This is a genomic window from Caballeronia sp. NK8 (assembly GCF_018408855.1).
In the GTDB taxonomy this organism is placed as follows: domain Bacteria; phylum Pseudomonadota; class Gammaproteobacteria; order Burkholderiales; family Burkholderiaceae; genus Caballeronia.
The window spans coordinates 927,921-946,857 of the sequence record NZ_AP024325.1; the positions used below are offsets into that span (position 1 = coordinate 927,921).

18 protein-coding genes are annotated in these 18,937 nt (G+C 63.3%); 11 read left to right on the forward strand and 7 right to left on the reverse strand.

From position 1 onward, the window contains the following. Nucleotides 1-37 precede the first annotated feature (37 nt). Nucleotides 38-1,327 (reverse strand): MFS transporter, encoded by a 1,290-nt coding sequence (locus tag NK8_RS29590; protein WP_213231681.1) that lies wholly within the window; start codon nt 1,325-1,327, stop codon nt 38-40. A 420-nt stretch (nt 1,328-1,747) separates the two neighbouring features. Here NK8_RS29590 and NK8_RS29595 point away from each other — a divergent pair, with 420 nt between their 5' ends. After that, nucleotides 1,748-3,703 (forward strand): methyl-accepting chemotaxis protein, encoded by a 1,956-nt coding sequence (locus NK8_RS29595; protein WP_213231683.1) that lies wholly within the window; start codon nt 1,748-1,750, stop codon nt 3,701-3,703. 1 nt (nt 3,704) lies between these two features. Here NK8_RS29595 and NK8_RS29600 read toward each other — a convergent pair whose 3' ends face one another. From NK8_RS29600 to NK8_RS29610, 3 genes are read right to left on the reverse strand one after another with little or no spacing between them, the layout of a single operon-like run. Beyond that, a complete protein-coding gene (locus tag NK8_RS29600; protein WP_213231684.1) occupies nt 3,705-4,514 on the reverse strand; it encodes an SDR family oxidoreductase in 810 nt (269 codons plus the stop codon). Between the two features lie 20 nt (nt 4,515-4,534). Then, the gene (locus tag NK8_RS29605) at nt 4,535-4,843 is read right to left on the reverse strand and encodes a non-heme iron oxygenase ferredoxin subunit (RefSeq protein WP_162070811.1); all 309 of its coding nucleotides are present in this window, start codon (nt 4,841-4,843) and stop codon (nt 4,535-4,537) included. A 22-nt stretch (nt 4,844-4,865) separates the two neighbouring features. Further along, the gene (locus tag NK8_RS29610) at nt 4,866-5,945 is read right to left on the reverse strand and encodes a fatty acid desaturase family protein (protein WP_213231685.1); all 1,080 of its coding nucleotides are present in this window, start codon (nt 5,943-5,945) and stop codon (nt 4,866-4,868) included. Between the two features lie 145 nt (nt 5,946-6,090). Between NK8_RS29610 and NK8_RS29615 the strand changes: the two genes are divergently transcribed. The 3 genes from NK8_RS29615 to NK8_RS29625 all read left to right on the forward strand — a co-directional run bounded on the left by NK8_RS29615 (nt 6,091) and on the right by NK8_RS29625 (nt 8,931). Continuing rightward, entirely contained in the window at nt 6,091-7,143 is a 1,053-nt protein-coding gene (locus tag NK8_RS29615; protein ID WP_213231686.1) for a LacI family DNA-binding transcriptional regulator, read from the forward strand. 79 nt (nt 7,144-7,222) lie between these two features. Continuing rightward, nucleotides 7,223-7,495: a DUF4148 domain-containing protein gene (locus tag NK8_RS29620; protein ID WP_213231687.1), complete on the forward strand. Its 273-nt coding sequence runs from the start codon at nt 7,223-7,225 to the stop codon at nt 7,493-7,495. 353 nt (nt 7,496-7,848) lie between these two features. Further along, a complete protein-coding gene (locus tag NK8_RS29625) occupies nt 7,849-8,931 on the forward strand; it encodes a glycosyltransferase family 2 protein (RefSeq protein ID WP_213231688.1) in 1,083 nt (360 codons plus the stop codon). A gap of 13 nt (nt 8,932-8,944) precedes the next feature. On the opposite strand, the gene NK8_RS29630 is transcribed toward NK8_RS29625, so the two are convergent. Beyond that, entirely contained in the window at nt 8,945-9,580 is a 636-nt protein-coding gene (locus tag NK8_RS29630; protein ID WP_213231689.1) for a TetR/AcrR family transcriptional regulator, read from the reverse strand. Between the two features lie 113 nt (nt 9,581-9,693). Here NK8_RS29630 and NK8_RS29635 point away from each other — a divergent pair, with 113 nt between their 5' ends. Then, nucleotides 9,694-10,533 (forward strand): NAD(P)H-binding protein, encoded by an 840-nt coding sequence (locus NK8_RS29635; protein ID WP_213231690.1) that lies wholly within the window; start codon nt 9,694-9,696, stop codon nt 10,531-10,533. Between the two features lie 39 nt (nt 10,534-10,572). Beyond that, complete coding sequence (locus NK8_RS42970; protein ID WP_162070805.1) at nt 10,573-10,830, forward strand: hypothetical protein; 258 nt, start codon at nt 10,573-10,575, stop codon at nt 10,828-10,830. Nucleotides 10,831-10,875: 45 nt separating this feature from the next. Here NK8_RS42970 and NK8_RS29640 read toward each other — a convergent pair whose 3' ends face one another. Continuing rightward, nucleotides 10,876-12,246 carry an HdeD family acid-resistance protein gene (locus NK8_RS29640; protein ID WP_213231691.1) on the reverse strand — a complete coding sequence of 457 codons (1,371 nt, stop codon included), beginning with the start codon at nt 12,244-12,246 and terminating at the stop codon, nt 10,876-10,878. 144 nt (nt 12,247-12,390) lie between these two features. On the opposite strand from NK8_RS29640, the gene NK8_RS29645 reads away from it, so the two are divergent. The 5 genes from NK8_RS29645 (at nt 12,391) to NK8_RS29665 (ending at nt 18,038) form a co-directional block, all read left to right on the forward strand. Next, nucleotides 12,391-12,975, forward strand: a complete 585-nt coding sequence (locus NK8_RS29645; RefSeq protein ID WP_213231692.1) for a DUF1349 domain-containing protein — start codon at nt 12,391-12,393, stop codon at nt 12,973-12,975. Between the two features lie 96 nt (nt 12,976-13,071). Continuing rightward, nucleotides 13,072-14,130 (forward strand): LacI family DNA-binding transcriptional regulator, encoded by a 1,059-nt coding sequence (locus tag NK8_RS29650; RefSeq protein ID WP_213231694.1) that lies wholly within the window; start codon nt 13,072-13,074, stop codon nt 14,128-14,130. Nucleotides 14,131-14,230: 100 nt separating this feature from the next. Then, nucleotides 14,231-15,205: a substrate-binding domain-containing protein gene (locus NK8_RS29655; protein WP_213231696.1), complete on the forward strand. Its 975-nt coding sequence runs from the start codon at nt 14,231-14,233 to the stop codon at nt 15,203-15,205. A 17-nt stretch (nt 15,206-15,222) separates the two neighbouring features. Beyond that, nucleotides 15,223-16,740, forward strand: a complete 1,518-nt coding sequence (locus tag NK8_RS29660) for a sugar ABC transporter ATP-binding protein (protein WP_213231698.1) — start codon at nt 15,223-15,225, stop codon at nt 16,738-16,740. Between the two features lie 23 nt (nt 16,741-16,763). Further along, complete coding sequence (locus tag NK8_RS29665; protein WP_213231700.1) at nt 16,764-18,038, forward strand: ABC transporter permease; 1,275 nt, start codon at nt 16,764-16,766, stop codon at nt 18,036-18,038. On the opposite strand, the gene NK8_RS29670 is transcribed toward NK8_RS29665, so the two are convergent. Further along, the gene (locus NK8_RS29670) at nt 18,039-18,827 is read right to left on the reverse strand and encodes an aldolase (protein WP_213231701.1); all 789 of its coding nucleotides are present in this window, start codon (nt 18,825-18,827) and stop codon (nt 18,039-18,041) included. Nucleotides 18,828-18,937 lie beyond the last annotated feature (110 nt).

An 18,937-nucleotide genomic window follows, 5' to 3' on the forward strand; every position in this document is an offset into this window, starting at 1 on the left:
GCGGCGCATGCCGATTTCGATGACCGGTTGAACCGTATTACGCTTCGAGCTTCGCCGGCGTCATCTTCGGCGTGAGCAGATGCATGATCGCGAAGGCGATCAGATACGCCGATGCGCCGATCGCGAACAGCACCCAGTAGTGACCTGTGCGCTGCAGCACCTGACCGATCACTTCCGAGAACAGCACGCCGCCGATCGAACCCGCCATGCCGCCGATACCGACCACCGCGCCCACCGCACGACGCGGGAACATGTCCGATGCCGTCGTGAAGAGATTCGCCGACCAGCCCTGGTGCGCAGCCGCCGCCAGACCGACGATCGCCACCGCGACCCACAGATTTTCCGCTTGCGACACGAAAGCGATCGGCAACACGGCGCAGGCGCAGATCAGCATCGCGGTCTTGCGCGCCGCATTCACGGTCCAGCCCTTGCGCAGCAGCGTCGAGGAAATCCAGCCGCCGCCGATGCTGCCGACAGTGGTGATCGCGTAGATCACGACGAGCGGCAAGCCAATGTGCTGCATGTCCATGCCGCGCGATTCGTTCAGCCACTTCGGCAGCCAGAACAGGTAGAACCACCACACCGGGTCCGTCAGGAACTTGCCGACGATGAACGCCCACGTTTCGCGCTTCTTGATCAGCACCTTGAAGCCCGGAGCGCCTGCTTTTGCGTTGGCGGCATCGGCGGCGCGGGTTTCATCGCCTTCGTTGGCGAGATCGTCCTCTTGCGCGCTGCCGTCCGGCTGGCGGTACATAAAGAACCACACGACGAGCCACACCAGACCGATCGCGCCGACGATCACGAACGCCGCGCGCCAGCCGAACGCCACCGCGATAGCCGGAATCAGCGCAGGCGCGAACACCGCGCCGATATTCGCGCCGGAGTTGAAGATGCCGGTTGCCAGGGCGCGCTCGCTGCGCGGGAACCACTCGGCAGTCGTCTTGATCGCCGCCGGGAAGTTGCCGCCCTCGCCGATGCCGAGCAGCGCACGGACCATCGCGAAGCCCATCACGGAACCGACGGCTGCGTGCAGCATCGCGGCGATACTCCAGATGAACATGGCGAGCGCGTAGGAGATGCGCGTGCCGAGCCAGTCGACGATGCGCCCGAAGCACAGCAGACCGACCGCGTAGAAGGCCGAGAACGCGATCACGATGCGGCCGTACTGCACCTGCGTCCAGCCGATGTCGTGCTGCAGCATCGGCGCGAGCAGACCGAGGATCTGCCGGTCCATGTAATTGATGACCGTGGCGAAAAAGAGCAGCGCGCACACGGTCCAGCGATAGCGGCTCGCGGTACGCACGACGCCGGCAACGACAGTGTTCATGAAAGTCTCCGGACGCGGCGGCGCTCGTCGTGCCGCGTTCTTTGTTGCGTGGACGGCGACGAGCGCCGTGGGCGTGGCTTTGCGTGGTTTTGCCTGAGGCAGAAGCCGCAACCCGGCCCGGTCTTGGAAAACGTTTTTCGAAGAATAGTGGGTTTGCTGCCTACTGGCTATCCTAGGATTTGCCCTAATCCAGCCTGCGACCGCCTTGAGTGGCCGTTGCAGCGCCTGCTTTCGAGCGTTGACTCTTACATTTTTGAAAGTTAATCGTTTTTTCGCGGCGGGGTTTTTTCATTCACTTTTGGCGTTTTGCATTCCGCCTCTTGCATGCAAAATGCCAACGCCGCGTTGCCGAAAAATTAAAGACCCGACAAGCATTTGCCGATAAGGATCGCTACAACTCTTATCGTCCAGTCACTCCCCATGTTTCGTAATGCTCTGGCCCGAATGAACGTCGGGACCAAATTCGCCGTGCTCGCCTGCGCGCTCACGGCAGTCGTCGTTGCCTTTTTCACCATCGCGGTCACTAGAAGCGCCGGCGAACAGGTCGACGCGCACGCGCTCGCGCGCGTCGAAAGCGAAAATCGCTCGATCGCGACGATGATCGGCCTGTACGACAAGGCCGTGAGCGCCGAGGTCACGCGCTTCATGACGATCTTCGCGCACCGCCTGCCTTCCGCTTTCACGCTCGACGAGTCGCGCACTGTGGACATCGGCGGCGTGGCCACGCCGGTCTTTCTCGCTGGCGACAAGCCGCTGAACAACGACTTCGCGATTCCCGACGCATTCCTCGAGGAAAGCGGCGCGATCGCGACGATCTTCGCCCGCACCGGCGACGACTTCGTGCGCGTGACGACCTCGCTCAAGAAGCAGGACGGCACGCGCGCGATCGGCACGCTGCTCGACCGCAAAGGCCCGGCGTATGCGCCGATGCTCGCCGGCAAGCCGTACATCGGCATCGCGGCGCTGTTCGGCAAGCAGTACATCACCGAGTACAAGCCCGTCACCGATGCATCGGGCCGCGTGATTGGCGCGCTCTTCGTCGGCGTGGACGTCACGTCCGAATTCGCCGCGCTGCAGGACACCATCGCGAAGCTCGTGATCGGCGCGAGCGGCTACCACTTCGCAGTCGATGCCTCGAACGGCGCGAGTCGCGGCAAGCTGCTCGTGCATCCCGGTTCGAAAGGCGAACTCGCCGATGACCGCGTCGCGCCCTTCAGGCAGATGCTCGAGACGCGCGAAGGCACGCTCACGTTCGACGGCGCGGATATCGCGGGCGCGAATGCGCGCGTGCACGGCGGCACGAAGGAAATCGTCTACATGACGGTGCCGCAGTGGCAATGGATGATCGGCGGCATCGCGTATCGCGATGAATTGCTGGCGGACGTGCACGCGAGCCGCAATCGCTTTCTCGCGCTCGGGCTCGCCGTGGTCGCGCTGCTCGTCGGCGTGCTGCTTTATGCGGTCGCGAAGCTCGTCGGCGGTCCCATCGACGACGTGACGCGCGCCTCCGAACGCATCGCGGCGGGCGATCTCACCGTGCGTATCGACAGCACGCGCGAGGATGACATCGGTCGTCTGATGCGTGCGATCGACGGTATCGCGCGCGGACTCGCGGGCATCGTCGCGCAAGTGCGCAGCGCATCGGCCGACATGAACGAAGGCACGGCGCGCATCGCGTCAGGCAGCAGCGACATCGCGACGCGCATCGCCACGCAAGCGGCGAGCGTCGAGGAGACCGCCGCGAGCATGGAAGAAATCACGTCGACCGTGCAGCAGAACGCGGCGAACACCGCGCAGGCGGGCACGCTCGTCGCATCGGCTTCGGACGCCGCGCGCGCGGGCGGCCAGGCGGTCGGACGCGTGGTGGAAACGATGGGCGAGATCGACGCCTCCGCGCGCCGCATCGCCGATATCACCGCGACCATCGAAGGCATCGCGTTCCAGACCAACATTCTCGCCTTGAACGCCGCAGTCGAAGCGGCGCGCGCGGGCGAGCATGGCAAGGGCTTCGCGGTCGTCGCATCGGAAGTGCGCGCGCTCGCGCAACGCAGCGCCAGCGCCGTGAAGGAGATCGAGGTGCTGATCGCCGAATCCGCCGCGAAGGTCTCGCAGGGCTACCGGATCGCCGAGCAGGCGAGCAGCACGATGGGCAGCATCGTCGAGCGGGTGTCGCGCGTGAATGCCATCGTCGATGAAATCGGCGTCGCGTCACGCGAACAGGCGAGCGGCATCGAACAGGTCAACAGCGCGGTCATGCTCATTGGCGAAGCGACGCAGCAGAACGCCGCGCTCGTCGGTGAAGCGGAGCATTCCACCACGGAATTGCGCGATCAGGCCGAGCGTCTCGCGCACGCGGTCAGCATGTTCCGCGTTTGATTCAAAGCGGTTCCAGCGGATGCGGCGCGTCGTCATACGCGCCCCACACCGATTGATCGAAGTTGATCATCGAGCCCGTCATCAGACCGGATTCCGCGCTCGCGAGATAGGCGACCGCACGCGCCGCTTCGTTCGTGTTGATCAATCGCCCGAATGGCTGCGCGGCTGCGGCGCGCTCGAGCCAGTCGTCGTCCGCGCCATGATGCGTGCGCTGGATGCGGTCTTCGCCTTCGCTCGCCATCCAGCCCAGATTCAGACCGTTCACGCGGATGCGATTGCGCAGCAGCGTATAGGCCGTGTTCTGCGTAAGTGTGGCGAGCGCGCCCTTCGACGCGCAATAGGCGGCGATGAACGGCTGCCCCGCCATCGCCGACATCGAGCAGATGTTGACGATCGCGCCTTCCGTCGCTTCGCGCTTCATGATGCGGATCGTTTCCTGCATCAGAAAGAATGGCGCGCGCACATTGGTCGCGAACATGCGATCGAAGAGTTCGGGATCGGTGTCGAGGATCGTGCCGCGTTCAGTGCTCGCGGCTGCATTGACGAGCACGTCGATACGCCCGAACTGTTCATCCGTCGCCGCAATCACCGCACGGCAATCCTCCACGCGCGACAGATCCGCCGCGACGAAGCGCACCTGCGCTCCGCTCGCTTCGGCGAGCTCACGCGCCTTCTGTTCGCCCTTGTCCCGCGAGCGCGCGCAGATCACGATGCCGTGCGCGCCTCGCTCGGCGAACAGCGCCGCCACCGCCGCGCCGAGGCCTTGCGCGCCGCCGGTGATGACCGCGACCTTGCCTTCGAGCTGAGTCATGGGTGCTCTCCGTGATGCCGTCACACTTCGATGAAAATGCGGCCGCCCTCCACTTTCGCGGGATACGTCTGCAACTTTTCGCATACGGGCGCGCACAGCGGACTGCCATCGCGGATATCGAAGCGACCGTTATGCTTCGGGCATTCGATCACATGGTCCATCACGAAGCCGTCGCTCAGGTGAACGTGCTCATGCGTGCAAAGGCCATCGCTGGCGTACACGGCATCGTTGACCCGGTAGATGGCGAACGTGCGGCCATCGTGATCGAAGCGCATCACGTCTTCGTCCTCGATGTCGTCCATTGCGGCTGCGTCGATCCATTGCGTCATGCGAGTCGTCTCCGAGTGGCTGTCAGGCTTGCGTCGCCGCGGGCATCGGCCGCTCGACGTGATACGACGGATCGCGCGTCTGCCGCACGAGCGCCGGAATGATTTCCGCATATGCCGCGATCGTGCTCGCATAGGGCGGCGGCATGTCGTGCTTCACCGTTTCGTGAAGACGCGGCAGCGCGTAGTACGGGACCATCGGAAACATGTGATGCTCGACGTGATAGTTCATGTTCAGATAAAGAAACCGGAACACGGGATTCATCATCACGGTTCGGCAATTCTTGCGATGATCGAGCACATTCTCGGGCATGCCCGCATGCTGCGTCAGACCGAAGAAAAGATAGAGCCATGCGCCGTACAGGCTCGGCAGGCCGATATAGAGCAGCGGCAAGATCGAATGGAACACGAAACACGCGGCGATCACGACGGCGTAGATCGCAAGCCACGCGCGCGCCTCCCGAACCACCTTGGGCCATTCCGACTCGGGCACGTAAGTCTTTTCTTCTTCGCCGATATGCCCGAACGCCGACGAGATGATCTTCGGCACTTCGCCCGCGGCATGCTTCAATGCGAAGACATTCAGCGCGAGGCTCAGCCAGTCCGTGGGCAACGGCACGGCGATTTCGCGATCGCGTCCGACGACGAGCGTGTCCGTATGATGACGCGCGTGACTCCAGCGCCAGATGGTCGGGCGGCGGAACACCTGAAACGACGCCACCTGATAAAGCGCCTTGTTCATCCACGATGTTTTGAACGCGGTGCCGTGACCGCTCTCGTGCCAGCGTGAATCGGCCGGACCGCAATAGAGCGCGCCGTAGACAAGGAAGGCGGGAATCGCCCACAGCGAATGCGACTGCCATGCGAACCATGCAAGCACGCCGCTCGCGATGATCGCCGCATACCAGAGCAGCGTGTCGCGGATCGCGCGCGCGTCGCCGCGTTGCATCAGGCTTTTCATGACGGGACGCGGCACGGCGCACTTGTACCAGTCGGCGTTGACGAGACCCGCTGCTTGCGCGCGCTCGCCTGCACCGCCGATCAATCCGTAATCGCGATGACGATCCCGCGCGCCAGCGCCGTCGAATTGCTTCGAATCCATCATGTCCCCTCAGCCAATGATTGAAATTACATCATTCATCATTACTGGGTCGATGATAGGAGCGTCACACTGACGGCGCAATCTTCACGCGCATTTGCTATCTTTAAGCATCATCGCGCGAATCGAAAAGCCATCATTTACATCAAATATGAGCAAGCGTCCCACTCTTCAGTCAGTGGCGGAGGCTGCCGGCGTCAGTCCGGCGACGGTCGATCGCGTGTTCAACGGACGCATCAGCGTGCGTGAAGGCACCGCGTTGCGCGTGATCGAAGCGGCGGAGCGCATCGGCTATCACGGTGCGGGATTGATGCGCGAGCGGCTGCGCGCGCAACGCGGAGAGCATCACGCACGGCACACGTTGGGCTTCTGCTTGCAGAAACGCGCCGATCCGTTTTATCAGACCTTTGCCCGCATTGTGAAAGACGCGGCCGCGCGTCACGAGCCAGAGCATTGCACGGCCGTCATCGAATACATGGATGAACTCGATCCCGCTTCCATCGCACGCACGCTGCTTTCGCTCGGTGAACAGGCCGATGCGCTCGGTGTCGTCGCGGTCGATCATCCGCATGTGACGGCCGCGATCGAAACGCTGCATGGGCAGGGCAAACCCACGGTCACGTTGCTGTCCGATCTGAGCGCGCCGTTGCGGGCGGGTTATATCGGCGTGGACCCGCGCAAGAGCGGGCGGACTGCGGCGTGGGCCGTAAGCCGCCTCACGCGCCGCGACGAAGGCACGGTGGGCGTCTTCGTCGGTACGCCACGCTATCTCGGGCAGGAAAGCTGTGAGATCAGCTTTCGCTCGTACTTGCGCGAGCATGCGCCCGGTCTGCGCGTGCTCGATACGCAGATCAATCTCGAAGACAAGCAACTTGCCTACGAGGCGACACTCGCCATGCTCGCGCGTCATGAGGATCTCGCGGGACTCTACATTCCCGGCGGCGGCGTGGGCGGCGTGATTCGCGCGCTGCGCGAGGAAGCGGCGGGGCGTCGCATCGTGACCGTGTGCAGCGATCTCATGCCGGATCGATACGAAGCGCTCGTCGAGGGCGTCATCGATCTCGTGATCGATACGCCGCTCCAGCGTATCGCGGAGACGGCGATTCAGGCGATGTTGCGCGCGCTGCAGGCGTTGCCGGGCGAAGCCGCTCAGGCGAGCCAGTATCCGCTGCCGGCGCAACTCTATACGCCGGAAAACGTCTGAGCGCGCTACGACTCATGATCGGCTAATTCTTCGGGCCTAGTCTCCTTATCGGGTTCCATTCTTTCAAAGGAGAACGATCATGAAGAAACTCGCAGCCGCCCTGCTCGCATGCGCCGTCATGGTGCCGATGCTTTCCTATGCACAATCATCGCCCACCGTGACGCGGGCAGAAGTCGAAACGCAAGTCGCCCAGGCGGAACACGACGGGACCTTGCATCAGTCCAAGACGGGCTATCCTGATGGCCCGTACAGCGAGGGTTATGGCGCCAGCAGCGAAGGCAGCGTGCAAAGCGGATGGGCCACGCAACCTTCGGCGCAAGCGCTCGGACAAGGCCTCTATACACGTCACTGACCGCGCGCGGACGGCGCATGGCATTGCACTTGCTTGGTTTGAAAATATGCCGCATGCACCCTTGTTGCCTGTAACATGCAACGCAAGCACGAATTCGCGTGTCATCGATTCGTTTTTTTGCTGGGCTAACATGCACGCACTCGGGAACCTTGCCCCGAGAAAGCGGCTCTATCAGCGTTTGCTCTTTCGACATGCACGTCAGGCGGGGCATCGGGGCCCGCCATATGACGCGACATGCTCCAACAATAACGCGGCACGGTCGCCGCACCAGCCGCATCCATCAGACCAGATTGCATTCTTCGCTTCAGCATGCGAAGGGACAGTGCCCCAATCATCCCGATGGAGCGTCATCTATGCCGTTTGAAAGCGACTCTTTGCGTGACACGAATCCGCTGCTGACCATCGTGGTGGCGGCGTACAACATCGAAGGCTACATCGAGGAAGCGCTCGAATCACTGCTGTCGCAGCCTCATATCGACGCGATGAAGATCATCGTGGTCGATGACGGTTCTCGCGACGAGACCTATGCCGCAGCGCGCGCGATGGTGGAGCGCGATCGCGGCGTGCATATCGAATTGCTCCAGCAGGAAAACGGCGGCCTGAGCGCCGCGCGCAACACCGGTCTCGCGGCGGTACGTACGCCGTATGTCGGCTTCCTCGACGGCGACGACATCTATCTGAAGGGCTTCACCGAAGCGGTCATTCCCGTTCTCGCCGAGGGCAAGTGGGATGTGGTCGAGTACAACGTGAAGATCATCGACGACGACGGGCGCGAGCTCGACGACATCACGCTGGTCGACGCCACCGATGGCGGCGGCGTTCCGATGAATCAGGCCACGCTAAAGCAGTTCGCCGACCGCTTTCATACCTTCGCGTGGGCGCGCGTGTACCGCACCGGACTCTTCGATGCAGCGCCATTCCCCGTGGGACGACACTACGAAGATGCGGCCCTCGTGCCGTCGACATATCTCCGCGCCAGCAGCCTCTATCGCATTCCCACGCCGCTGATCGGCTATCGACGACGCTTCGGCAGCATCACGCAATGCGCTTCGTTACGCGATGTCGAAGATCTGCGCGCCAATGGCAAGGAAGCGCTCGCGCGCTGCGACGGCGGCGAGATGGACGAATTCTGGCTCACCGTGTTCGACAAGCTGTTCCATCGCGCGTGCCACGTCTGTGCGCGCGTGGATCGGGCATCGTTCAAGCACGCCTCCGAGACGCTCAACGCAATGGCCGTCGATCATCGCACGACGCGCGCGACACTCACCGCGCGTAGCGGACGTGAAGTCGGCGAGCTCGCGCCATTCGACCTGAACGTGCGCGCGGACCGCTCGATTCACTTCCTCAAGGGCCTCGTCAAGAAGATGTTGCGACGCAGCCTCGATCATCATCAACGCGAGCGGCGGCCGAGCCCGTCCAACCAGTTGAGCGGATGAACGCGCGCCTGGCTCAGACATCCTCGATCGCTCGCAGGGTCATCCGCTTATAAGCGTCGACCAGCAGCGCGCCCTCGCCGCGCTTGTGCGCGACGGCGAGGCGCATCGTTTCTTCGCCCATTTGCCAGATCAGGAAAGCGAGCGCGTTGACGCGCTTGCTGTCCGCGCGCGGCTTGACGCGCCGGATCGCCGCCGCGAGCAGTGCACCGCACGCTTTGCTCTCTGCAATCTCGATGTTCATCAACTCCTTGTCCGATCGCAGCGCGGAAGAAATGTCGCGCATCACGGGCTTGTCCAGCACGATCTCATAGTACTGATCGACCAGCGACGCGAACGCGCCCAGCAATTGCGCCTTGTCCTGCACCGCGTCGAGCGCCTCGCGCACGCAGCGCCGGCTTTCGGCCGCGTATAGCTCGGCGAGCGTGCGGATGATGGCGCGCTTATCGGGAAAATACTGATACAGCGAGCCGATGGAAATCTCCGCAAGCTCGGCGATCTCGCTCATCTTCACGTGCTCGCTGCCCTTCTCCGCGATCAATCGCTGTGCGATCTCCAGGATGCGATCCAGGCGCTCGCGACTGCGTTGTTGCGCGGGTTGCCGGCGGGCCGCGCCTGATTCCGCCTTGACGCGCGGCGGCTTGTCTTGCATGGCTTTTCCTTTGCCGCATGACTGCGTGCTCAAAAATCCTTGACAGCTGAATGTGAGTATCTATCATGTTTAAAACGTGAGCAACTCTCATGTTTTAATCACAGGAGACTGTCATGACTGGATCGAACTTCGACGCCGCGCCCATTCTCGTGCTGGGCACGAACGGCAAGACGGGACGCCGCGTGGCCGAGCGGCTTCGCGCGCAAGGACTCGACGTGCGCGGATGCGCGCGCTCCACGCGGCCGCGCTTCGACTGGAACGATCGCGCCACCTGGGGCGACGCGCTCGCGGGCGTGAAGCGCGCCTACATCACTTATCAGCCCGACCTCGCGATACCCGGCGCGCTCGACACGGTCAGCGCGTTCTTCGACGCGGCCCGGGCAAGCGGCATCGAACGTATCGTGCTGCTTTCGGGACGCGGCGAGGAAGAAGCGCAGGCCGCCGAAGAAGCGCTGCAACGCTCGGGCGCAATCTGGACCATTCTCCGCTGCAGCTGGTTCATGCAGAACTTCAGCGAAAGCTTTCTGCTCGATCCGATTCGCGAGGGCACGCTCGCGCTGCCTGTCGGCGATATCAAAGAGCCTTTCGTCGATGCCGAGGATATCGCCGACGTAGCCGTCGCGGCGCTCACGCAGCCGGGTCACGAGAACAGGCTTTACGAGCTGACCGGGCCTCGCGCGATCTCTTTCGCCGAAGCGCTCGAATGCATCGGGCAGGCATCGCGGCGCAATCTGCGTCTCGTGGCGGCTCCGGCCGATGCGTTTCGCGCGGGGTTGCTCGAGGCGGGCGTATCGACGGAGGAAACGGATCTGATTCTCTATCTGTTCACCACCGTGCTCGACGGCCGCAACGAAAAGCCTGTCGATGGCGTGCGTCTCGCCCTGGATCGCGAAGCGCGCAGTTTCGAGGACTATGCGAGGCGCACGGCGGCGAGCGGCGTCTGGGACGTGTGAGGTGTGCGAAAACCACGCTGTTCGCGATAAACTGTAAGGATGGAACAATGTCCCTACTGTGAGCGAATCCGTGACGAATGGGATTGTCACGGACAGGAGTGCCGCACCAACATCGCCCGCGCGCTGCGCAGACAGCGCATGGGATTACCCATGGTGCCCAAGGTCATTCGCAATGAAATCCCGCCAGGCGCGTCGACGGGCGAGGTGATCGCACAATTGTCGCGTCAGCGTTTGCGCGCGCGTCGGGCGAATGAGGAACGGCGTGCGCGCAAGGAAGCCGAAGACCTTGATCTTTAGAATGGGTCGGGTTGTTTTGCTAAGGAATGCTTTTAACCCGTCCCATCAAACCCGCGTACCCTCATCACGCCACGCCCGCCGCGATTCACGCATCTTCGCAACCGCGATACGCGCAACCTTGAGCCAGCCATAAGGACGCGGATCAGCGACCATGCTGAGCGCTCGCGCATAGTCGAGCGTCAAACCGGGCGTCCAGGCCATCGTCACCGCGCGCTTGCGTACCTGCGCGGCAACCCAGAGTTCCGGCGTGACGATCATTCGAACCAGCGCGCCCCAACCCGCGCTCGCACCATACAAGCGCCCCGCCGCGCCTTCCAGCGCCGCATCGAGCGCGCGCGATACGCTGCTCGAACAGTTGCGATGCGTGAGGTTATAGGTCGTGTCCTCGCGATAATTGCGCCAGAAACGATCCAGACGAACCGGATCGTAATTGCGGACACGCACGCGCGTCGTCGATGGACACCACGCCTTCGATTCGATCGCGTAGCTCGGCTGAAACATTCCGGGCACATCGTTCTCGCGCGTGGCGCGCAAGAGGCGCGCGAAGTCGTCGGGCGAGCGGTCTATCTCGACAGCCGGATAAAGGCTCAAGTAGATGCCTTCCGGCGATTCGAGCGCGGCATGGCCCGTCGAGATCACGCCGTTACGGTCCACGGCCGCAATATAACGATCGACGACCGGATGCCACTGCGTCTGCGCCTTCGACGAGCCTACCGGCGTCCAGACGTGCACCGTGAGCGCGGGTTCATCGTCGGCGGGCGGGCCGTCCCATTCGCGGGCTTGCAGCGCGGGACGCGGCGGTTCCTTCGGTTGTGCCGCGCTCGCGGCTTCGGCGCTGGCGTCGCCCCAGCTCGCGGGGTTGCTCGCCAGCTTGCGCACCCGCGTCGCGATGAGAATCAGGTTCCAGCCCGCGAAGATGAAGAACGCACCGACGCAATACGGCACCGTGCCCTTGTAGTGCGTCGGATAGGGCTGAAGCATGAAGACGCCGAGCAGAATCTCGAAGATCGCGAACCCGAATGCGACGCGATAGCGACGATACCGCACGACGAGCGCGGACGTCGCCTGCAGAAGGCCATCGAAGATGAACGCGACGCCGATCAGTATCGACAGAATGAAGTGGCCGTGATGATTGCCCTCGAAGATCAGCGCCGCCGTGAGCACGAACGCGATGCCCTTCGCATAGCGCAGCCTGCGCTGCCCGCCGACGCCGGCCCACGCGACCGCCAGCGTCAACGCGCCCTCGATCAGCAGCAGCCAGCCCACCGAGGCAATCGGGAAACCGAGCGCGCCGTCGAGTGCATCGATGAACACGCCGATGCCGGTCAGCAGAAGCAGCCAGCCCGTCACCATGAGGCCGCGCCAGCGATTGCGCAAATAATCCACGCCCAGCAGGATCATCATTAGCTTGACCATCGTTCTCCCACCGGAAAAAGAATGCTCAGTGCCCGTACATGTTAGTGCAGTTGACGCGCACACCGTTTCGTACGATCGTTCCAGACACTGCGATGAACGCGCCATGACATACTTACGCTGCCATCCTCATGCGACGGAGACGCCATGTTCGAGCAATGCCGATGGATCAACGAGCCCGCGCAATGGCGCGTCGAGAACGACACGCTCCACGTCGCCACCGACCCGAACACGGACTTCTGGCGCAAGACGCACTACGGCTTCGTACGCGATAACGGCCATGTCTTCGCGGCAGACGTCGATGGCGACTTTACCGCCGAAGTCGCGGTCGAAGGCGAATTCTCCGCGCTCTACGATCAGGCCGGCCTCATGGTGCGCGAAAGCGCCGAACGCTGGATCAAGTCCGGCGCCGAATACAACGACGGCGCGCTCACCTTCAGCACCGTCCTGACCAGCGATCTCTCCGACTGGTCGCTCGGCTCGCGCGCGAACACGAACCGCTTCCGGTTGCGCATGACGGTCGCGCAAGGCGTCCTGAAAGTGCAATGCAGCGCCGATGAACGCCACTGGACCCTCATGCGTCTTGCGCCCTTCGCCGCAAGCAGTTCGACCGCGCGCTGGCAGGTCGGCCCGATGTGCTGCACACCCGAGCGCGGCGGCCTCACCGTGCGTTTCTCAGACTTCAGGATCGGACCGCCCATCGTCAAGGACCTGCACGATATCTCGATGTAAGGCGGCGCATCGGAGTCGGTAAAAACACTCACTTGCCCGGTTGGTCGGCGCTTTCTAATATTCTGAAACGTTTCAGAATTTCGACGATATCGCGCCTTGGACTCACGAAAAAAACCGGCCCGCACGTTGAAGGATGTCGCCACTGCGGCAGGGGTATCGCTCGGCACCGCATCGAAGGTCATGGCGGGCGCGCCGGGCGTGAGCGCCGCGCGGCGCGAGCAGGTGTGGGACGCCGCGCGCCGGCTCGGCTATCGGCGCAACAGCCTCGCGGCCGAATTGCGCAGCAGCCGCTCGACGTCCATCGGCTTCGTCGTGCCCGATCTGACGAACTCGTTCTTCATCGAATTGCTGTGCGTGGTGGAAGATCATGCGCTCGCGAGCGGCTATCGCCTGCTGCTCGCGCATGCGCAGGAAAATCCCGAGCGCGAGGCCGAGCGCATCCGCTTCGTGCTGTCACGGCAAGTGGCGGGCATGATCATCATCCCCTGCCACGGCTACGATCACGCGATAGAAGAACTGCGCGAATGCGATGTGCCGCTCGTCATGGCCGATCGCGTCGACGACAGCTTTCCCGCCAATACCGTGACCACCGACAGCCGGCGCGCCGCGCGCGACGGCACCGACCATCTCATCGCGCTGGGGCACAAACGCATCACGTTCATCGTCAATGCGCTCGATCTCGTCAACAGCCGCGAGCGCGCGGACGGCTATCTCGACGCCATGAAACGCGCGGGCCTCGCGCGCCATGCACGCGTCGTCGTATGCGGGATGACGGACACGGAGAGCCACGCGGCCACGCTCGGACTGCTCTCGGAGCGCGAGCGGCCGACTGCGCTCTTCACCGGCGCGAACGTCGCGACGCTCGGCGCCTTGCGCGCGATACGCGATGCGGAATTGCAGCTGCCCGAACACATCTCCCTGCTCTCTTTCGACGACGCGCCGTGGATGTCGGTGCTGCATCCGCGCATCAGCTCGATACATCAGCCGGTGGAAGCCGTGGGCCGCGCGATCTGGCAACTGCTGCACAAACAGTTGCAAGGCGAATCAGCGGAGCCGGTGCATCTGCGCATGAAAGCGGATTTGCGCGTGCGCGAGAGCACCGCGCCGCCCTTCAAGGCGACGGGCAGGGAAACCCGCAAGCGGGCCGCGCTATAACGTTTTATTTTTATCGATCAAACCCGATCAGAACCAGCGAGAGCAGCAACCCGTCACGAACAACGAACCCGAAGCTGGCAACCAAAACAGGAGAGACGCAATGGACAGCAAACGACGCATCATCACCGCGAGTCTCATCGCCGCACCGCTGGCCGGCGCGGTCGGCACGTTCTCCGCGCTCATCGCCGGGCCGGCGTTCGCGCAGCAGAAGAAATACCGCTTCGGGTTCTCGCAGGTCACGACCGTCGAGCCGTGGCGCGTGCAGTTCAACAAGGACATGAAGGCGGAGGCCGCGAAGCATCCCGAGGTCGAGTTGATCATCGCCGACGCGGGAGACCGCACCGACAAGCAGAACGCCGACATGGAGAACTTCATCACGCAGAAGATGGACGCGATCTTCATCTCGCCCAAGGAGTCGGCGGGCCTCACGGGCGTCGTCGAAAAGGCCTTCAAAGCAGGCATTCCCGTGTTCGTGCTCGATCGCGAAGTGAACGGCGATCAGTTCACGCAGTTCATCGGCGGGGACAACGTGCAGATCGGCCAGGAAGCGGGCAACTTCATCGTCAAGCTGACGGGCGGGCCGGGCAAGGCGCAAGGCAATCTGGTCGAAATCTGGGGCGGCTTCGGCGCGCAGCCCGCGCATGACCGGCATGACGGCGCGGACAAGGCCATCGGCAAGGAGAAAGGAATCAAGCGCGTGGGCGAGCGCGTGGATTGCGACTGGAAGCAGGACAAGGCCTACGATTACATGAAGACCGTGTTGCGCGTGCAGCCGAAGATCGACGTGGTGTACGCGCATAACGATCCGATGGCCTATGGCGCCTATCTCGCCGCGAAGGATGCGGGCCGCGAGAAGAGCATCAAGTTCGTCGGCATCGACGGCTTGCCGCAGGAAGGCGCGACGTGGGTCGAGCAAGGCCTGCTCGCGGGCACCTTCATGTATCCGACGCCGGGTGCGGAAGGCATCCGCCAGTCGCTCAAGGTGTTGCACGGCGACAAGGTGCAGAAGAAAGTCACGCTGCCGACGCAGGGCATCTTCGCGGACAACGCGAAGCAGTACATCGCAAACCACTGAGCGAGACACAGACAGCGATGGCAACCGTCACCGCGCCGCTCATCGAAGCCGCGGGCCTGTCGATTTCGTTCAACGGCAGCCCCGCGCTGTCCGGCGTCGACTTCGATGTCGCATCGGGCGAGATTCATGCGCTCGTCGGCGAGAACGGCGCGGGCAAGTCGAGCCTGATGAAGATACTGGGCGGCCTCTACGCGCCCGATGCCGGCAGCATCCGCGTGCGTGGCGAGACGACGCGCATGATGAGCGTGAACGACGCGACGCGCGCGGGTGTCGCGATCATTCATCAGGAGCTCAATCTCGTCGATACGCTGTCCGCCGTCGACAACATCTTTCTCGGCAAGGAACTGCGCACGCGCATGGGCTTTCCCGATCGCCGCGCTATGCACGACGCGGCCGCGAAAGTGCTCGCGCAACTCGGTTTTCGCGCGCCGCCGAATACGCTCGTCGGCACCTTGCGTGTCGGCGAGAAGCAACTGGTCGAGATCGCGAAGGCGCTGCTCGCCGATGCGCGCGTGCTCATCATGGACGAACCGACGTCCGCGCTCTCCGACACCGAAACGCAGGCGCTGCTTACGCTCACACGCGATCTGCGCGAGCGCGGCATGGGTATCGTGCTCATCAGTCACCGGCTCGGCGAAGTATTCGCGGTCGCGGACCGCGTGACCGTGTTGCGCGACGGAAGACGCATCGCGACCTTGCAGATGCGGCAGGTCGAATCGTCATCGGCGCTCGTCTCGATGATGATCGGCAAGGACTTCACGCCCCCCGAGCGCACCGAAGCCGAGGCGCCGCAGGCGCGCCCGCTCGCCGTGGACGTGCGCGGCCTCACGTTATGGGGACCGGCGCGCGCGGTCGTATCGGATGTGTCGTTCGCGGTGCAGCAAGGCGAAGTGTTCGGCATCTCGGGGCTGCTCGGCGCGGGCAAGACGGAGATACTCGAGGCGTTGTTCGGCGTGTCGCGGTATCGGCGCGAAGGCGAGATACGCGTGGCGGGTCACACGCATTCGATCGATTCACCGGATCGCGCGGCCGCGGCCGGCCTTGCTTTCGTGACCGAAGACCGCAAGAAAGACGGGCTCGTGCTCGATCAGTCGCTGGAAGCGAACCTCGTTCTGCCGTCGCTCTCGCGCGCGCCGGGATTCCCGTTCTATCGGCGCGGCCGCATGCAGGCATGGGCCGCATCGCAGGCGCGGGCATCGAACGTCAAGCATCGCACGCTCGCGCAGGATGCGAGCACCTTGTCGGGCGGTAATCAGCAGAAACTCATCATCGGCAAATGGCTGATGACGAAGCCGCGCATTCTTCTGCTCGATGAACCCACGCGCGGCGTCGATGTCGCTGCGAAGGCCGAGATCTATCGGCAGATACTCGCGGCCGCGCGCGAAGGCGTGACGGTGATCGTCGCGAGTTCGGAAATCGATGAGCTGATGCTTCTGGCCGATCGCATCCTCGTGATGTGCGAAGGACACGCGCGCGGCGTACTGACGCGCGAGCAATTCTCGGGCGACGTGCTCATCAGGATGGCCTCGCCCTGAAGCGATAAACGGAGACGCATATCATGCTGCAAGCGCAGGACCAACTCGCCGAGTCCGCGGCCACCGCCCGTCAGCGACACCTGAGCACGTTCCTCACGTATCTGAAGTATTACCTCGGGCTCATCGTGCTGCTGGTGGTGGGCGCGTTCACGGCGCCGCACGCGGCCGACGGCGGCAACATCTTTCTGTCGAGCGCGAATATCTCCGACGTGTTCCGGCAAGTCGCGAACGTCGGCGTGATTTCAATCGGCATGACGCTCGTGATCATCACGGCGGGCATCGATCTGTCGGTGGGCGCGATCATGGGACTCGGCAGCGTGCTCACCGCGATGCTGCTCACCACCGATGGCTGGAACCGCGCAACCTACGCATCGCTCGTGCTCGACGCGATCGCCGTGTTCGCGATCGTGTTCGCCGTGCTCGGCGTCGCGCGCGGCATCATGCGTGCGCGCGATGCGCAGACCGTGCGCGTCGCGGATCGTTCGCCCGTTGCGATGCAGGCGGGCATCGCGCTGATCGTCGCGGCGCTGGCTTGCGCGTATATCGCGCTGCATGGCGGGCATCGCATGCCCCTGCTCGCCGTGATGTGGATCGTGCCGCTCGCGGGTTTAACGCTGGGCGCGCTCAACGGCTGGATCATCACGCGCGGACGCATGCAGCCTTTCATCGTCACGCTTGCCGCGATGGTGGGCGTGCTGGGCGCCTCGCGTCTGATCGCGGGCCAGGATACGGCCGTCTATTCGATCTATAGCGGCACCAATGCAACGAGCGATATCGAAGCGCTGCGCGCGCTGCTCTTCAATGTGGTGCCGGTGCCTGCGCTTTTCTTTCTGGTGATCGCGATCGTCGTGGGGTTCGTGATGAACCGCACCGTATTCGGCAAGTATCTTTATGCGATCGGTGGAAACGAGAAATGCGCGGTGGTGTCGGGACTCGATGTCGCGCGCCACAAGATGGCCGCTTATGCGATCTCGGGCTTGCTATCGGCGCTGGTCGGCGTGCTTTATGCGGCGCAGTATCGGCAAGGCAAGGCGGATGCCGGCATGGGCTGGGAGCTGGACGCGATCGCGGCTGTCGTGATCGGCGGTACGAGCCTTTCGGGTGGGGTCGGGCGCGTGTCGGGGACGGTTGCGGGTGTGTTGATATTTGGATTCCTTAGCAATATCTTGTTGCTCAATGATATCGATAGCAATACGCAGCTCGTTCTCAAAGGATTGATCATCGTGATCGCGGTGTTTCTGCAGCAGGCGGATATGGGGAAGCGTGGGTGGTTCAGGCGTTTTGGGGCGCGGAAGTAGTCACCCCTCAAAATCAATCCCCCTCCCCCGCAACTGCCGCATCCCGCTCGCAAGATGCGCCTTCGCGCTCTGCGCATCCCCCTCACGCATCTGCTCGTAAGTACGCTGCGCAATCTCGTGCGGCACAACCTTGAGCGGCCGGTTTGCGCTCATCGCGCGCAACTGCACTTCAGCCGCGCGCTCGAGATAGTAGAGATCGTCCCACGCCTCGGCGATAGTCGCACCCGCAACCATCACGCCGTGATTCTTGAGGAAGAGGATATCGGCGTCGCCCATCGCGCTGGCGATACGGTCGCCTTCGGCATCATCGAGCGCGAGGCCGTTGTAATCCTCGTCGACCGCGGTGCGGCCATAAAATTTCAATGACGTCTGCCCGAGCCACAAGAGCGGCGGCCCGTCGAGCAGACACAGCGCAGTCGCGTTCGGCATATGCGTGTGGAACGCCGCCTTCACGCGCGGCATCAGCTTATGCAGACGCGCGTGAATATAGAAGGCGGTCGCTTCCGGCTCACCCTCGCCGTCGATGACATTGCCTTCGAAATCGCAGACCAGAAGGCGCGACGCCGTGATCTCGCTGAACGCATAGCCGTACGGGTTCACGAAGAACAGATCGTCGCGGCCCGGCACCACCGCCGAAAAGTGATTGCACACGCCCTCTTCGAAGCCGTGCAGCGCCGCGAGCTGAAAGCAGGCGGCAAGCTCCCGGCGTGCCTCGGCGATCTCCGGCGCATCGAGCCGGACGGTGTCGGACGCCGCGCGTTGCGCGACGCTGGAAAGCGTATGTGCCATGATTACGTGCCTTTTGTCTTTTGCCTGACCGAGAGGTCGAGGATAATCGAATGCGCGGGCGAGTATTGTCCGGACAAAAAGACAATCGGCGGCGCAGGCTCCCGAAAAAC

Excerpts from the sequence above, each read along its gene's own strand:
- NK8_RS29590 (WP_213231681.1), bottom strand. The coding sequence starts at position 1,327 with ATGAACACTGTCGTTGCCGGCGTCGTGCGTACCGCGAGCCGCTATCGC.
- NK8_RS29595 (WP_213231683.1), top strand. The coding sequence starts at position 1,748 with ATGTTTCGTAATGCTCTGGCCCGAATGAACGTCGGGACCAAATTCGCC.
- NK8_RS29600 (WP_213231684.1), bottom strand. The coding sequence starts at position 4,514 with ATGACTCAGCTCGAAGGCAAGGTCGCGGTCATCACCGGCGGCGCGCAA.
- NK8_RS29605 (WP_162070811.1), bottom strand. The coding sequence starts at position 4,843 with ATGACGCAATGGATCGACGCAGCCGCAATGGACGACATCGAGGACGAA.
- NK8_RS29610 (WP_213231685.1), bottom strand. The coding sequence starts at position 5,945 with ATGATGGATTCGAAGCAATTCGACGGCGCTGGCGCGCGGGATCGTCAT.
- NK8_RS29615 (WP_213231686.1), top strand. The coding sequence starts at position 6,091 with ATGAGCAAGCGTCCCACTCTTCAGTCAGTGGCGGAGGCTGCCGGCGTC.
- NK8_RS29620 (WP_213231687.1), top strand. The coding sequence starts at position 7,223 with ATGAAGAAACTCGCAGCCGCCCTGCTCGCATGCGCCGTCATGGTGCCG.
- NK8_RS29625 (WP_213231688.1), top strand. The coding sequence starts at position 7,849 with ATGCCGTTTGAAAGCGACTCTTTGCGTGACACGAATCCGCTGCTGACC.
- NK8_RS29630 (WP_213231689.1), bottom strand. The coding sequence starts at position 9,580 with ATGCAAGACAAGCCGCCGCGCGTCAAGGCGGAATCAGGCGCGGCCCGC.
- NK8_RS29635 (WP_213231690.1), top strand. The coding sequence starts at position 9,694 with ATGACTGGATCGAACTTCGACGCCGCGCCCATTCTCGTGCTGGGCACG.
- NK8_RS42970 (WP_162070805.1), top strand. The coding sequence starts at position 10,573 with ATGGAACAATGTCCCTACTGTGAGCGAATCCGTGACGAATGGGATTGT.
- NK8_RS29640 (WP_213231691.1), bottom strand. The coding sequence starts at position 12,246 with ATGGTCAAGCTAATGATGATCCTGCTGGGCGTGGATTATTTGCGCAAT.
- NK8_RS29645 (WP_213231692.1), top strand. The coding sequence starts at position 12,391 with ATGTTCGAGCAATGCCGATGGATCAACGAGCCCGCGCAATGGCGCGTC.
- NK8_RS29655 (WP_213231696.1), top strand. The coding sequence starts at position 14,231 with ATGGACAGCAAACGACGCATCATCACCGCGAGTCTCATCGCCGCACCG.
- NK8_RS29660 (WP_213231698.1), top strand. The coding sequence starts at position 15,223 with ATGGCAACCGTCACCGCGCCGCTCATCGAAGCCGCGGGCCTGTCGATT.
- NK8_RS29665 (WP_213231700.1), top strand. The coding sequence starts at position 16,764 with ATGCTGCAAGCGCAGGACCAACTCGCCGAGTCCGCGGCCACCGCCCGT.
- NK8_RS29670 (WP_213231701.1), bottom strand. The coding sequence starts at position 18,827 with ATGGCACATACGCTTTCCAGCGTCGCGCAACGCGCGGCGTCCGACACC.